The 13724-nt window shown below is 70.4% G+C and carries 11 protein-coding genes; 8 read left to right on the top strand and 3 right to left on the bottom strand.

Annotated elements, in window-relative coordinates; all coding sequences use genetic code 11:
* Entirely contained in the window at positions 1–2199 is a 2199-nt protein-coding gene (locus BLW09_RS14345) for an alpha-galactosidase (RefSeq protein WP_089914078.1), read from the bottom strand.
* 87 nt (positions 2200–2286) lie between these two features.
* Between BLW09_RS14345 and BLW09_RS14340 the strand changes: the two genes are divergently transcribed.
* Positions 2287–4695, top strand: coding sequence for a glycosyl hydrolase family 95 catalytic domain-containing protein (locus BLW09_RS14340; RefSeq protein ID WP_089914075.1), 2409 nt, complete (start codon positions 2287–2289; stop codon positions 4693–4695).
* 27 nt (positions 4696–4722) lie between these two features.
* Complete coding sequence (locus BLW09_RS14335; RefSeq protein ID WP_089914072.1) at positions 4723–5889, top strand: ROK family protein; 1167 nt, start codon at positions 4723–4725, stop codon at positions 5887–5889.
* 6 nt (positions 5890–5895) lie between these two features.
* Here the strand turns inward: BLW09_RS14335 and BLW09_RS14330 are convergent, their stop codons facing one another.
* Positions 5896–7086 (bottom strand): ROK family protein, encoded by a 1191-nt coding sequence (locus BLW09_RS14330; RefSeq protein WP_231946866.1) that lies wholly within the window; start codon positions 7084–7086, stop codon positions 5896–5898.
* A 256-nt stretch (positions 7087–7342) separates the two neighbouring features.
* Here BLW09_RS14330 and BLW09_RS14325 point away from each other — a divergent pair, with 256 nt between their 5' ends.
* From BLW09_RS14325 to BLW09_RS14315, 3 genes are all read left to right on the top strand, one after another.
* A complete protein-coding gene (locus BLW09_RS14325) occupies positions 7343–8347 on the top strand; it encodes an ABC transporter permease (RefSeq protein WP_231946864.1) in 1005 nt (334 codons plus the stop codon).
* Positions 8341–9294, top strand: a complete 954-nt coding sequence (locus tag BLW09_RS14320) for a carbohydrate ABC transporter permease (protein WP_089914066.1) — start codon at positions 8341–8343, stop codon at positions 9292–9294. The genes BLW09_RS14325 and BLW09_RS14320 overlap by 7 nt, the downstream gene beginning before the upstream one ends.
* An 82-nt stretch (positions 9295–9376) precedes the next feature.
* A complete protein-coding gene (locus BLW09_RS14315) occupies positions 9377–11059 on the top strand; it encodes an extracellular solute-binding protein (RefSeq protein WP_089914064.1) in 1683 nt (560 codons plus the stop codon).
* 51 nt (positions 11060–11110) lie between these two features.
* On the opposite strand, the gene BLW09_RS14310 is transcribed toward BLW09_RS14315, so the two are convergent.
* Positions 11111–11992: an SDR family NAD(P)-dependent oxidoreductase gene (locus BLW09_RS14310; RefSeq protein WP_089914062.1), complete on the bottom strand. Its 882-nt coding sequence runs from the start codon at positions 11990–11992 to the stop codon at positions 11111–11113.
* 28 nt (positions 11993–12020) lie between these two features.
* On the opposite strand from BLW09_RS14310, the gene BLW09_RS14305 reads away from it, so the two are divergent.
* The 3 genes from BLW09_RS14305 to BLW09_RS14295 are packed head-to-tail and all read left to right on the top strand — an operon-like array spanning position 12021 to position 13711.
* Positions 12021–12506 carry a MarR family winged helix-turn-helix transcriptional regulator gene (locus BLW09_RS14305; RefSeq protein ID WP_089914060.1) on the top strand — a complete coding sequence of 162 codons (486 nt, stop codon included), beginning with the start codon at positions 12021–12023 and terminating at the stop codon, positions 12504–12506.
* 43 nt (positions 12507–12549) lie between these two features.
* Entirely contained in the window at positions 12550–13377 is an 828-nt protein-coding gene (locus tag BLW09_RS14300; RefSeq protein WP_089916926.1) for a helix-turn-helix domain-containing protein, read from the top strand.
* A 46-nt stretch (positions 13378–13423) separates the two neighbouring features.
* Entirely contained in the window at positions 13424–13711 is a 288-nt protein-coding gene (locus tag BLW09_RS14295; protein WP_089914058.1) for a hypothetical protein, read from the top strand.
* Positions 13712–13724: the final 13 nt, after the last annotated feature.

Here is a 13724-nt window from a genome sequence, read left to right as displayed (position 1 = left end):
TCAGGCCAGCCGGACGAGGTCGAAGAGCATCGCCTGGTGCGGGTTGAGGGTGGGCAGGGGGACACCGGCGACGCCGAGCACCGAGCCGGGGAGGGCGACGCCGCCCGGCTCGAGGGCGGAGGTGATCCAGGACGGGTCGGCGCTCTGGTGCCGGCTGGCCGGACCGAACTCGTCGCGGATGCGGACGGTGTACCGGGCGTCGGCGTCGAGGCCGGGGAATCGGACCCGGCCGGACTGGCCGGGTGCCGAGGTCACCAGCCGCGCCCAGGTGTAGACCGCTCGCGATCCGTCCTGGGCGATGATGCCGGTGAATGCGGTCGCGTCGTCCGCGAGGTCGGCATTGACGATCCGGCCGGAGTGGATCAGCCCCCGCAGCTCGCGGTAGACCTCCGCCCAGCGCGCGATCCGCTCCAGCTCCTCGTCGTCCGCCTCCTGCAGGTCCCACTCGATGCCGGCGTGGGCGGTGAGGGCGACGATCAGCCGGAACGACAGGTCGGTCCGGCGGGAGGTGGTGTGCGACCGCTCGGCGCCGAGGTGCGAGCCGATGAGCTCCGGCGGGAGGAGCATGCGCGTCCAGCGCTCGATCTGCAGGCGCTCGACGGGGTCGTTGCAGTCGGAGGCCCAGACGCGATCGGTCCGCTCCAGGATTCCGAGGTCGACCCGGCCGCCGCCGCCCGAGCAGGTCTCGATCTCGAGGTGCGGGTGACGGGCACGGAGGGTGTCGAGCATCCGGTAGAGCGCGAGCGTCTGCTCGTGGACGGCCGGCCGGTCCACGCCGATGGAACCGCTGACGGCCTCGGACAGGTCGCGGTTGTGGTCCCATTTGATGTAGTCGACGGCGTACTCCTCGACGATCGCGCTGATCTGCTCGAGCACATGGGAGTACGCGTCCGGGCGGGTGAGATCGAGGACGTACTGCGCGCGGGAGGTCGCTCCGAGTTCCTGGCGCGGGCCGAGCACCCAGTCGGGATGCTCCCGGGCGAGGTCGGAGTCGAGGTTCACCATCTCGGGCTCGAACCAGATCCCGAACTGCATCCCGTGCGACCGGACGAGGTCGACGAGCGGGGTGAGGCCGTCGGGCCACACGGTGCGGTCGACGAACCAGTCGCCGAGCCCGGCGTTGGCGTCGCGGCGTCCGTGGAACCAGCCGTCGTCGAGGACGACACGCTCGACCCCGACCCGGGCCGCGCGCTCCACCAGAGCGCTCAGGCGGGGGAGGTCGTGGTCGAAGTAGACGGCCTCCCACGAGTTCAGTGTGAGGGGACGCGGGGACCGCGGGTGCGACGGGCGCGCGCGGAGCCGTCGGTGAAGGCGGTCGGCCAGGCCGTCGAGCCCGCTCGCCGACCAGACGAACAGGGCGGTGGGGGCGGTGTACGTGTCGCCGTCGGCGAGCACGATCTCGCCGGGCCGCAGCCCTTCTCCGACGCCGAGCACCGACGAGAACGCACCGGCGCCCTCGGTCAGCCGCTCGACCACGTACTCGCCGTCGCCGCTCCACGCGAGGTGCGCGGCCCACGCCTCACCGCGCCCGAACCCGAGGTCTTCGGTGCCGGCGACGACCAGGTACGGGGCATCGTGGCCGGGCTTGCCCCGGCGCGCGCGGCGCACATGGCTGCCGAAGAACAGGGGACCGCGCTGCGGGGCGCGCTCACGGCACCACTTCCCGGTGAAGTCGAGGATGTCCACCGCCCGCTCCGGGATGGGCAGCATCACGCGGAGCGCGTCGAGCGTGTAGGGGATGCCCGCGTCGCCGAGGGCAGCCTCCCGGACGAGGGTCGTGTCCACCGAGAGCACGCCGAAGCGGTCGAGTGTCAGCGTCATCGTCGTCCGCAGCGCGGTGATCTCGTCGACCAGCTCGATCTCGATCGTCCCGCCCTGGTCGCCCTCCGTCCGGTACCGGACGGACTCCGTGCGGGGGCGCGGGGTGGTGGCGGTTCCGGAGGCGTGACCCTCCTGCGCGGGCGTCCCCGCCCATCCTTCGAACTCGGTCGGCGCCAGGCTGAAGGTGCGAGGGACATCGGGCGAGTTGTTGAGCAGGGCCGGTCCGCTGGTCGTCCGCAGCGCCTCGGCGGACGCGTCGTCGATCGGGCCGAGATCCCTGCCCCAATGCAGCACGCGCGGCACTCGACCCGCCGTATCGATGACGAGTGATGTGCCTGCGGCTCGCAGGCTCAGAACGGCGCCGTAGCCGTCGAGCATGAAGGGCTCCTAGAAGAGATCCGGTTACTTGACAGTGTCAATTAACCATGCCTAGTGTGTCGAGTGCAACCCCGAGAAGGAAGACCGATGACGATCTCCACCGAGACCCTCCAACTTGCCTGGAACCAGCCGGCTGACCAGTGGGAGGAGGCCATCCCGATCGGCGACGGCCTCCTCGGCGCGATGGTCTTCGGCGGCTCCGCCGGCCGCTACCAGGTCAACGACGCGACCGTGTGGTCCGGCACTCCCGAGACGGCGGCGGAGGAATTGCGTCGCGTGCTCGCGGGGGGCGCTGGGCCGGAGCGCCTCGACGAGGTCCGTGCGGCGCTCGCCGCCGGCGACCTCGATCGCGCGGAGGAGCTGCTGCTCACCTTCGAGGGGCGCTACAGCCAAGAGTTCCTCCCCTTCGTGGACCTCTCGGTCGAACTCCCCGGCGCGACCCCGGTCGACGGGGAGCCCGCTCGCGTCCTGGATCTCGACCGCCGCCTCGTCGAGGAGACGCTGCAGGTCGGGGGAGCACGCGTCGAGCGGGTGTCGCGCGTGGCCGCCCGCACCCTCCTCGTCTCGATCACCGCCACCGAGCCGCTCCCCGAGGTGCGCCTCTCTCTCCGGACGCCGCTCCGCGAGCTCGCGCGCACGGCGGAGGGCGGCATGCTGACGCTCGACCTCACCGTGCCGATCGACGGAGCGCCCCTGCACGAACAGTCCGTCGTCCCGCCGCTGACGTACGCGGAGCAGGACGACGCCGACTACGACGGCTTCGCCGCCGCGGTCCTCGCGGTGCGGAGCGACGGCACGATCGAGTCCGCCGATGGCGGCCTCGTCGTGCGTCAGGCCCGTCGGCTGTCGATCGCCCTCTCGTCGTCGACCCGCGCTGAGTCGTGGTGGGCCGGCGCGGACGACGAGTGGCGGACCGTCTCCCGTGAGACGATCCGGGACCGCGCCGGTGCCCGAGCCCTCGGCGCCATCGCCGAGGACGCGGGCGGCCAGGACGACGCACCGCGTCGCCCTGCACCGGCGCGGTTCGCGATCGGCGGCCGGCGCGCGGGCCGCTGGGATGTCGCGGCCGACATCCTGCGGGGCAGCGACGACGGGCTGCGGGCGACCGTCGCGGCCGAGTACGGGCGCTACCTGCTCACCTCGTCCTCGCGACCCGGCGGTCCTGCGGCGAACCTCCAGGGGATCTGGAACGGCGAGCTGCGCCCCGCATGGTCGTCGAACTACACCATCAACATCAACACCGAGATGAACTACTGGGCGGCCGGCCCGCTCGGCGTGATCGACGACGCCGAGCCTCTGATCTCGCTCGTCGAGCGTCTGGCCGCGAACGGCCGTGACGTCGCGCGCGACCTCTACGGCTGCCGCGGCTGGGTCGCCCACCACAACAGCGACCTCTGGGGCTGGGCGCTCCCCGTCGGCATGGGTCACGGAGCGCCGAGCTGGGCGATCTGGATGATGGGCGGCGTCTGGCTCACCCACTCGCTCTGGGATCACTACGAGTTCAGCGCGGACGACGCGCTCCTGCGCGACCGGATCTGGCCGCTGCTGGTCGGTGCGGCGGAGTTCTGCCTCGACTGGCTGCAGGTCGGGCCGGACGGCCGCGCCTTCCTCGCGCCGTCGACATCGCCCGAGAACTCCTACCGGGACGCCGACGGGAACCCGCGCGCCCTCGGACTCACGGCGACGATGGACCTCGAGTTCATCCGCTCCCTCTTCCAGCGCTGCCTGCACGCGCTCGACGTCCTCGGCGACGACGCGTCTCTTCGACGGGAGCTGGAGGCGGCGCTCGCCGTCATCCCGGAGCCGCCGATCGGTCGCGACGGCCGGCTGGGGGAATGGTCGGAAGAGGTGGCCGAGCACGAGCCAGGGCACCGGCACATGTCCCCGATGGTGGGCCTCTACCCGCTCGACCTCATCACGCCGGTGGGCACTCCACAGCTCGCGGACGCGGCCCGCCGGTTCCTCGACGAGAGGGGACCGGGTGCGATGGGGTGGTCGTGGGCGTGGAAGATCGCCCTCCGCGCGCGACTCGGAGACGGCGACGCCGCCCACGAACTGCTGCAGCAGGCCTTGACGCCGTACGACGGCGACGCCCGCAGGCACGGCCCGGTCGACGGGTCGGAGTGGGGCGGGCTCCTCCCCAACCTGTTCAGCACGCATCCACCGTTCCAGATCGACGGCAACCTCGGGTTCCCGGCGGGCATCGCCGAGCTGCTGCTGCAGAGCCACGGGGGAGTCATCCACCTGCTCCCCGCGCTGCCCTCCGCGTGGCCCGACGGGCGGGCCGACGGACTCGGGGCCCGCGGTGCGCTCAGCGTCGACCTGGAGTGGGCAGGAGGACGGCTGACGAGGGCCGTCATCCGCAACCCCCACCGGGAGCCGCGCAGCGTCCGCATCCGCTACGACGGGACCGACTCGGTCGTGCGCCTGGAGGCCGGAGGCGAGCACGTCCTCCACGGAGAGTCCCTGCTCCCCGTCCCCACTCCGTATGGTTGAAGCACCCCCGACCGGAGAGAGCCCCGCATGAACGACGAGCTACGGACGCGCACAGCGCTGCTCGGGTCGTCATCCGAGGCGGCGACGCGGGTCTTCACCACCATCCTCACCCGCAGCCCGATCAGCCGCATCGACGTCGCCCGGCTCACCGGGCTGTCGCAGGCCGCCGTGACCAAGGCCGTGACGCCGCTGGTCGCCGCCGGCCTCGTCGACGACTCGCTCGGCGTCACGCCGACGGGTCTGCCCGGCCGTCCCGCGAACCCGGTCGCCGTGGTCCCGGACGCGGTGATCGCGCTCGGGATCAAGGTCAACGTCGACGAGCTGATCGGCGTGGCGACCGATCTGACCACGCGCATCATCGCCTCCGACCGCGTGCCGCTGGCCTCCCACGACCCGGTCGCGGTGGTGGACGCCATCGTCGGCATGTGTGCGCGCCTGCAGGAACCGCTCGGCCACCTCCGGTCGAGCGTCGCCTGCATCGGCGTCTCGGTCTCGGGCGACGTGGACACGGCCACCGGCGTCGTCCGCGACTCGGCCATCATGGGCTGGCACGGGGTGGAGCTCGCCGCCGCGCTGAGCGAGCATCTCGATGCCGCGATCGTGGTGGACAACGACGTGCGTGCGCTGACCATCGGCGAGCACTGGTTCGGCGTCGGGCTCGGCACGAGCTCGTTCGGCATCGTCACGATCGGCCGCGGCATCGGAAGCGGACTCCACCTGAACGGCGAGGTCGTCGAGGGCGCCTACGGCGTCGCCGGCGAGATCGGGCACCTGCCGCTGACGTCACCCGACCGCATCTGCGCGTGCGGGCGGCGCGGCTGCGTCGAGGCGGTCGCCGCGACCAGCGCGATCGTCGCTGCGGTCTCCGCCGCCCACGGCCGGCCTGTGGCGGTGGAGGAGGCCGTCGCGCTGGCGCACGCGGGCGATCCGGCGGCCGTCGAGGCCTTCGGCGAGGCCGGCGCCGTCATCGGCCTCGCGATCGCCAGCCTGGTCAACATGGTCGGGCCGGAGCTCGTCATCATCGGCGGAGAGGGCGTCGTCGAGTTCGGCCTCTTCGAGGAGCGCCTGCGCGCCTCCTACGCCGAGCATGTGTTCGGGTCGGCCGGCGACTGCCGCATCGTCGTGCGACCGCACACCTTCGAGGACTGGGCGCGCGGTGCGGCCGCCTCGGCCATCCGCTCGCTCGTCCTGTGACGGGCCTCAGTCCCCGGCCGGCTGGGGGGAGACGGTGATGGACTCGCGGAGCGCGGCGACCGCGGCGCCGCGGGCCCAGTCCGTGAACGTGTGGCGGCGGACGACCAGGCGGCAGTTGGCCGCGGCGCCGAACGCGTGCGCCAGAAACTCCTCGCGGAACCGGCGCTCGTAGAGGTCGTAGTCCATGACGCCCTCGCCCGCGATCACCACCACCTCGGGGCCGAAGAGGTTCACGGTGGCGGCAACCGCGGCGCCGATGGCCGTGCCGGCCCGCTCGAAGGCGTCGACGGCCGCCGGGTCGCCCTCGTGCGCGAGACGGATGACGTCCGTCAGGGTGAGATCCGGTTCGCCGCGCTCCAGGCTCACGGCGTCCCGGATGGCCCTGGACGAGGCGACGGCCTCGACGCATCCACGCCGCCCGCAGACGCACAGGGCGTCCGATGAGGCGAGCGGGAGGTGCCCGATCTCGCCGGCGACGCCGTGAGCGCCGACGACCACGTCGTCGTTCACGTAGATGCCGCATCCGATGCCGGCGCCGATCGTGATGATGGCGAACGACTCCGCGTCCCTGCCCGCTCCGAACCACTGCTCGGACTTCGCGAGGGCCCTCACGTCGTTCTCCACGGTGATGGGCAGCGGGATCTCCTCCGCGAGCCGGCTGCCGAGAGGGAAGTGACTCCAGCCCAGCAGGGGGGAGTCCCGGACGAGTCCTGTCGTGCTGTCGATGTCGCCCGAGACCGAGACCCCCACGCCGGTGAGGTTCGCCGCTGCGTCGCCCAGCTGGGCGATGAGGGATGTCACCGAGGTCACGATCGCGGCGACCGTGCTCTCCGGGTCGTGGCTCTTGAGCCTCCGGCGGGTGGAGCCGAGCACCTCGTTGCCGAGGCTCACGGTCACGGCGAAGATCTCGTCCGCGTTCACCTTGACCCCGATCGCGATCATCGACCGCGGAACGACGCTGAGCGGGCGGACGGGCCGGCCGGGGAAGGAGTGCTCGGCGTGCTCGCCGACGGTCACGTAGCCGCTCTCGATCAGAGGATTGACGGTCTTGGTCACCTTCGCCTGCGACAGTCCGGTGAGACGGCCGATGTCGAGGCGGCTGACCGGTCCGTGCGTGATGATGCGCGTGAAGATCTCGGCCGACCGGGGAGTCCCCAGCTCCGGCCGCCGACGGGTGCCCACATCGTCGAGTGGCATGTCGAGAGAGTATCCCATCCCGCCGCTTTCTTTCTGTCGTGTTCGAATGCGTGACGCCCGCAGACGACGTGAATCCCGGCAGATCGCGGGCTCGCATCACGGCGTGCGCCTGACCTCAGGATAGATTATTGACAACGGCAAGGAAATAGGTTTTGCTGTATCCAGTCCGGGGCGGACCGAGCGTCCGCCCGGCTCGAACTGTTCAGGAGTCTTCGATGACGAAGCGGCAACACCGTGGGAACGCGGCGGTGCGCGGATGACCAGCGCCCCGCCCGTGACCACCACCCCCACCCGGCACCCGGCTCGGACCACTCCGCCGCCGCCCGCCCGCGTGACGACCCGTCGCAGGACCGTCGGTCAGCGCTGGCGGATCGCACTGCGGCGGCACTGGCAGCTCTACCTGCTGACGCTGGCGCCCCTCGCGTACTTCGCGATCTTCAAGTACGTGCCGATCTCCAACGCGATCATCGCGTTCAAGGACTACAGCCCGGTCCTCGGGGTGTGGGGGAGTCCGTGGAACGGCTTCGCGAACTTCCAGGCGATGCTGCAGAACCCGCAGTTCCCCACCCTCGTCTCGAACACCCTGATCCTCTCCGGATACGCGGTGCTGGCGAGCTTCCCCATCCCGATCATCCTCGCCCTCGCCCTCAACGAGGTGCGTCACCGGTGGTTCCAGAAGACCGTCCAGATGGTCACCTACGCCCCGTACTTCATCTCGACGGTGGTCGTGGTCTCGATGCTCATCCTGATCATGGCGCCGCGCCTGGGCGTCATCAGCCAGGTCTTCGGGTTCTTCGGCGTCCCGTCGCCCGACCTGCTGGGCAATCCCGACTACTTCCGCAACATCTACGTCTGGTCGGATGTGTGGCAGACCGCCGGCTACTCCGCCGTGATCTACATGGCGGCGCTCTCCGGCATCGACCCGTCGCTCTACGAGGCGGCGCGGATGGACGGCGCCTCGCGCCTCCGGAAGATCTGGCACGTCGACATCCCCGGCATCATGCCGACGGCGATGATCGTGCTCATCCTGAGCGTCGGCAACATCATGGCGATCGGCTTCGAGAAGGTCTACCTGCTGCAGAACCCGCTGAATCTCGGGCAGTCGGAGATCATCGCGACCTACGTCTACAAACTGGGCATCCTCAACGCCGACTTCGGGACGGCGACCGCCGTCGGCCTCTTCAATTCCGTCGTGAACCTCGTGCTCCTCCTGGTCGTCAACTGGGTGGCACGTCGAGTGAGTGGGAGCGGACTGTGGTGACCATCGATCTTCCGGCCGAGCGGGCGCGACAGAAGGCGCGCGCGACGCGCATCAAGAAGCCCCGCCGCATCAAGGAGTCCCCCGGGGACCGCGCGCTCCTCGTCGTCATCTACCTCGGCCTCACGCTGGCGGTCCTCGTCGTCCTCCTGCCCCTGCTGTTCATCCTCGCCAGCTCGTTCTCCTCGCCGCACGCGGTGACGGCGGGCCAGGTCTTCCTGTGGCCCGTGGACTTCACGCTCAAGGGCTACCAGACGGTCCTGGCGGACCCGCAGGTGCTGATGGGCTACGCGAACTCGCTGTTCTACATGGTGGCGGGCACCCTGATCAGCACCACGCTCACGGTCTGCATCGCGTGGCCCCTGTCGCGCCCGTCGTTCATGGGCCGCAACGTGATCATGTCGCTGCTGCTGTTCACCATGCTCTTCAGCGGCGGACTGATCCCGACCTACATGGTCGTGCAGAACCTCGGCCTCCTCGACACCCGCTGGGCGCTCCTGCTGCCGCAGGCGGTCGCCGTGTGGCAGGTCATCATCGCGCGGACCTTCTTCCGGTCGGCGATCCCCGAAGAGCTGGTCGAGGCCGCGTCCCTCGACGGCGCGAGCGACTTCCGGTTCCTGTGGACCGTCGTGCTCCCGCTCTCGAAGCCGCTGATCGCCGTCATCGCGCTCATGTACGCGATCGGCCAGTGGAACGGCTACTTCGACGCGCTCCTCTATCTGAAGAGCTCCGACCTGTTCCCGCTCCAGCTGGTGCTGCGCAACATCCTCGTCCTCAACGCGACCAACGGAGGGGTGAGCGACCTGGCGGCTCAAGCGCAGAACCAGGAGCTGGTCAACCTCCTCAAGTACGCGCTCATCGTGATCACCAGCGTCCCTGTGCTGATCATCTATCCGTTCGTCGCCCGCTACTTCAACAAAGGCGTGCTCATCGGCTCGGTCAAAGGCTGACCCGGCCGGGCGAGCATCTCCCACCACACACAGCACCATCCACATCCCTGACACACCCGAAGTTCCAAAGGAGGAACGCACCATGTTCTCGAAGACTGATCGACGACCCCGACGGGTCCGGTCGCGGGCTCTCATCGCCGCGGTGGGCGGCACAGCCGCACTGCTCGCCCTCTCCGCCTGCACCCCCGCGAGCGGGTCGAGCGCCGACGACAAGATCGGCGGGACCGCCCGCCTGAGCGTGTTCGCCCAGCAGGGCACCGGGCAGGATCTGGCCACCAACGCTTTCACCAAGGAGGTGGAGAAGAAGTTCAACATCAAGTTCACCTGGCAGACGACGACGCAGGACTCGTCGGTGGCGCCGGAGAAGCGGCAGATCCTGATGGCGAGCGGCGACTACCCCGACGCGTTCCTCCTCATCCCGTGGGTGGACCAGTTCAACCAGGTGGATATCGAGAAGCTGGCGAAGCAGGGGGTCGCGCTTCCGCTCAACGACCTCATCAAGCAGTACGCCCCCGACATCCAGAAGGCGCTCGACAGCAACCCCGACTACAAGGCGATGGCCACATCGCCCGACGGCAAGATCTACGGCCTGCCGCAGCTGGCCGAGACGCTGCACATCCAGTACCCGTCGAAGCTCTGGATCAACACGGACTGGCTGAAGAAGCTCAACCTCCAGATGCCGAAGACCACCGACGAGATGACGAAGGTGCTCGAGGCGTTCAAGAACGACGACCCGAACGGCAACGGCCAGAAGGACGAGATCCCGCTGAGCGGCGACTCGCACGACACGCTGATCCCGTTCTTCATGAACGCGTTCATCTACGACCCGCAGAACCCCGACAAGGGCATCCAGTCGACCACGGTCCTCAACAAGGGCAAGGTCGACATCCAGGCGAACAAGGACGGCTGGCGCGAGGGCCTGAAGTACATCAAGTCGCTGTGGGACGCGGGCCTCATCGACAAGGGCGCGTTCACGCAGAACCCCGCGGCGCTCGCCCAGGAGGGCAACAACGAGGGCCCGGTCCTGCTCGGGAGCGCGAGCGGGCTGCACCCGTACATCTTCGTCAGCCCCGGCGCGAAGGACGGCCGCGACAAGCAGTACGACGCCGTCCCGCCGCTGACCGGTCCCGACGGAGCGGACTACGCCACCTACGCCTTCGGCAGCACGCCGGGCGCGACGTTCATGCTCACCAACAAGGCGTCGAAGAACGACCAGGTCGCCGCGATCAAGCTGGTGAACTACCTCTTCACCGAGAAGGGCCAGCTCGACGGCAACTTCGGCCCGGAGGGCAAGGGCTGGGGCCCGGCGCCCGCAGGGTCCGAGGCGCTCAACCCGGACGTGAAGGCGAAGTTCGTCAACCTCCAGCTCTCGCAGGATGAGGCGAACGCCGTCCAGTGGGGCGCGCTGTCCACCTACAACCAGAACAGCGCCTTCCGCGAGTCGCAGGCCGTTCCGACGGACATCTACGACACGTCCGGCTACGAGCGCCGTCTGTTCGAAGCCACCCAGCTCTACCAGGGCCACGAGGACAAGAGCCAGATCTACCCGACCTGGAAGGTCTGGCCCGACCCCGCGAAGGCGACGCAGGTGGCCACGCAGCAGACGAACATCGACAACTACGTCACGCAGAACGCCCTGGCCTTCATCACGGGTTCCAAGAGCCTCGACAGCGACTGGGACTCCTACGTGAAGGGCTTCGACGGGCTCGGACTGAAGGACTACCTGAGCACGCTGCAGACGGCGTACGACAAGTCCAAGAAGTAGCGCGCGACGGACTGCGGCGGACGCCGGCGGGGACATCCCCGCCGGCGTCCGTCACGCGCCGAGAAGGCGTTCCGTCTCGTCCCACAGCCGCCGCTGCCACTCCGGGTCGGCGCCCGGGTGCGCCGGCGTCAGCGGCCTCGCGTCCCGCGCCGAGTAGTAGCCGCCGGTCCTGCCTGCGAACGCGGGATCGGTGGCCAGCCGGACGATCAGTCCGGCGCCGCGAGAGGGGTCGCCGATGCGGAGCGTTCGCAGCATCCGCTCGAGCGCTGCGGCGAAGCGGAGCTCGCGGCCCAGGCCGGTGACGTTGAACCCCGGGTCCAGGCAGTTCGCCGTCACGCCCGTGTCCTCGATCCGCCGCGCGAGCTCCAGGGTGAACATGATGTCGAGCAGCTTGCTCGCGCCGTAGACGCGGGACGAACCGCGTGCCGTGAACAGCCTGGTGTCGGTCAGATCGTCGGGCAGGGCGAGCGTGCCGTGCCGGCGGGAGGCCTCGGAGGCGACGTTCACGATCCGCGCTCCCGGCGTCCGCGTGAGCGCGGGGAGGAGTTCGTGCGTGAGCAGCCAGGGCGCGAGGTAGTTCACGGCGATCATCTCGGGGAAGCCGTCCGCCGTCACCCGCTGTTCGAAGGCATGGAGCCCTGCGTTGTTCACGAGCACGTCGACCTGTTCGTAGGCGGCGGCGATCTCCTGTCCCACCCGGCGGACGTCGTCCATGCGCGTGAGATCGGCGGAGAACACGCGCACCTCCGCTCCCGGGCGGGCGGCGTCGATCGCGGCGCGCGTGGCGTCGGCGCGGTGCGCATCCCTCGCCGTGATCGCCAGGCGCGCGCCCTGGCGGGCCAGTTCGATGGCGGCGAGCCGCCCGAGCCCGCTGGTGGCGCCGGTGATGACGATGGTCGGTGGATGTGCGGACGAGCCGGATAAAGTGGGCATTTCCACACCATAAGGAATTGATGGGGAAATGTCCACTAACTCACGGGCGGACGCGGACCGCCGGGCAGCCGAACTCGCCCTCGGCGTCGAGCTGAACGCCCTGCTCAGCGCATCCCGTGCCCTCACCGAGCGCAGCGCCGCCGTCTTCCACCCCGGCGTCCAGCCGGCCGCCTTCCACGTGGCCCGCTGGCTGTACGCCTACGGACCGGCGAACCCCAGCGCCGTGGCCGACGCCGTCGCGATGGACCGCAGCTCCACCAGTGCCCTCATCCGCCAGCTGAAGGCCGCCGGCCTCGTCGAGAGCACGCCCGACCCGACCGACGGCCGGGCCGTGCGGGTATCGCTGACGCCCGCCGGCTCCGAGCGGGCGCGCGAGGCGCTCGACCTCCGCGGAACCGCCTTCTTCGAGCGCACCGCCGACTGGTCCGTGGCCGACCTTCGCACCCTCGCGCGGCTGCTGCACGACTTCACCGCGCCCGGCGGCGGGGGCACGGTGCACCCGCCCGAGGAATAGCCCGCACCGTGCAGCGGTTTCGCCCATCGTGACGATCACCGGGATGCGCGCCCCCGCCACACTGGACGAGTTGCTCTCCACGCTCGAGTGGCAGGTGGATGCGTCGCGCCGCGAGGTCGTCCGGCCCGGCGCGCGGATCGCGCTGCCCGGACCGGCCTTCGTCTACATGGTCGCGGGATCGGTGAGGGTGCGCTCGACCGGACCGCAATCGACATCGTTCGCCTACGACGCGGGCGACGTGGTCTTCCACACCGGTCGGCACGACGCCGAGCTGACGTCCGTCGACGCCGGCGAGATCGTCGTCACGGAGCTCCGGCCGACGGCCGGCTTCCACGCGCTCGACCTGCTTCCGGATCTGCTGGGGGTCCAGCGGCTCGCGGACCTCGACCCCGGCGTCGCGCTGCTCGCGTCCCGCATGGGCTGCGGCACGGGGGTCCGGCGCGCGGGCGACCGGGTGATCTGCGGGCGGATCGCGACCACCATCGTGGCGGTGGCCATCCGCGCCTGGGCGGAGGGCGACTGCGCTCCGGAGAATTGGCCCGTCGGCGTCGACGACCCGTTCCTCGGCCGCGTGCTCGACGCCATGCACGCGAACCCGGGCCACCCGTGGACGCTGCGCGACCTGGCCGCGGTCGGTGCGATGTCGAGGACCACGTTCGCCGAGCGGTTCCGCGAGCAGATCGGTCAGTCTCCGGCGAGCTACCTCGCGCAGGTGCGGATGGATGCGGCGATGACCTACCTCGCCCAGGACGGCCTCACCGTGAGCGAGACCGCCCGCCTCCTCGGCTACGAGTCGGATGCCGGCTTCAGCCGCGCATTCCGCCGTCACACCGGGGCGGTCCCGTCCGTCTGGCGGCAGCGCGCGAGCTGAGCGCCGGCGCTGGCGACGCGTCGGCCGGGCGCGCTAGGGTCTTCCCATGCCGCCAGCGCGCTCCCGGGCCATCGTCCTGCTCCTCGGCGCCGGTGTGCTGGCGATCATCGTCGGCGAGGGCTGGTACCTCACCGCGAAGGCCGCCGTCGCGCACGCCGCCCAGAGCGCCATGGTCGTGCGCACCCTGCCGGTGCACACCTACACGCAGTACACCCAGCGCGGTCCCGGGTTCGACACGTCGGGCCTCTGGACGGGCCTGACGATCGCCGGTGTGGGCATCGCCGTGCTGCTCGCGGCCGCGGTCGTCGCGGTCATGCGATCGCGCGCCGCCTGACGGCGGGGGCCTC

Origin of the sequence: Leifsonia sp. 21MFCrub1.1, assembly GCF_900107895.1 — a bacterium.
GTDB classification, from domain to species: domain Bacteria; phylum Actinomycetota; class Actinomycetes; order Actinomycetales; family Microbacteriaceae; genus Leifsonia; species Leifsonia soli.
This window is presented reverse-complemented; position numbering and strand designations above follow the sequence as displayed.

Bases quoted from the DNA above. Each gene is read 5' to 3' on its own strand.
- BLW09_RS14345 (WP_089914078.1), bottom strand. From the start codon at position 2,199: ATGCTCGACGGCTACGGCGCCGTTCTGAGCCTGCGAGCCGCAGGCACA.
- BLW09_RS14340 (WP_089914075.1), top strand. From the start codon at position 2,287: ATGACGATCTCCACCGAGACCCTCCAACTTGCCTGGAACCAGCCGGCT.
- BLW09_RS14335 (WP_089914072.1), top strand. From the start codon at position 4,723: ATGAACGACGAGCTACGGACGCGCACAGCGCTGCTCGGGTCGTCATCC.
- BLW09_RS14330 (WP_231946866.1), bottom strand. From the start codon at position 7,086: ATGCCACTCGACGATGTGGGCACCCGTCGGCGGCCGGAGCTGGGGACT.
- BLW09_RS14325 (WP_231946864.1), top strand. From the start codon at position 7,343: ATGACCAGCGCCCCGCCCGTGACCACCACCCCCACCCGGCACCCGGCT.
- BLW09_RS14315 (WP_089914064.1), top strand. From the start codon at position 9,377: ATGTTCTCGAAGACTGATCGACGACCCCGACGGGTCCGGTCGCGGGCT.
- BLW09_RS14310 (WP_089914062.1), bottom strand. From the start codon at position 11,992: ATGCCCACTTTATCCGGCTCGTCCGCACATCCACCGACCATCGTCATC.
- BLW09_RS14305 (WP_089914060.1), top strand. From the start codon at position 12,021: ATGTCCACTAACTCACGGGCGGACGCGGACCGCCGGGCAGCCGAACTC.
- BLW09_RS14300 (WP_089916926.1), top strand. From the start codon at position 12,550: ATGCGCGCCCCCGCCACACTGGACGAGTTGCTCTCCACGCTCGAGTGG.
- BLW09_RS14295 (WP_089914058.1), top strand. From the start codon at position 13,424: ATGCCGCCAGCGCGCTCCCGGGCCATCGTCCTGCTCCTCGGCGCCGGT.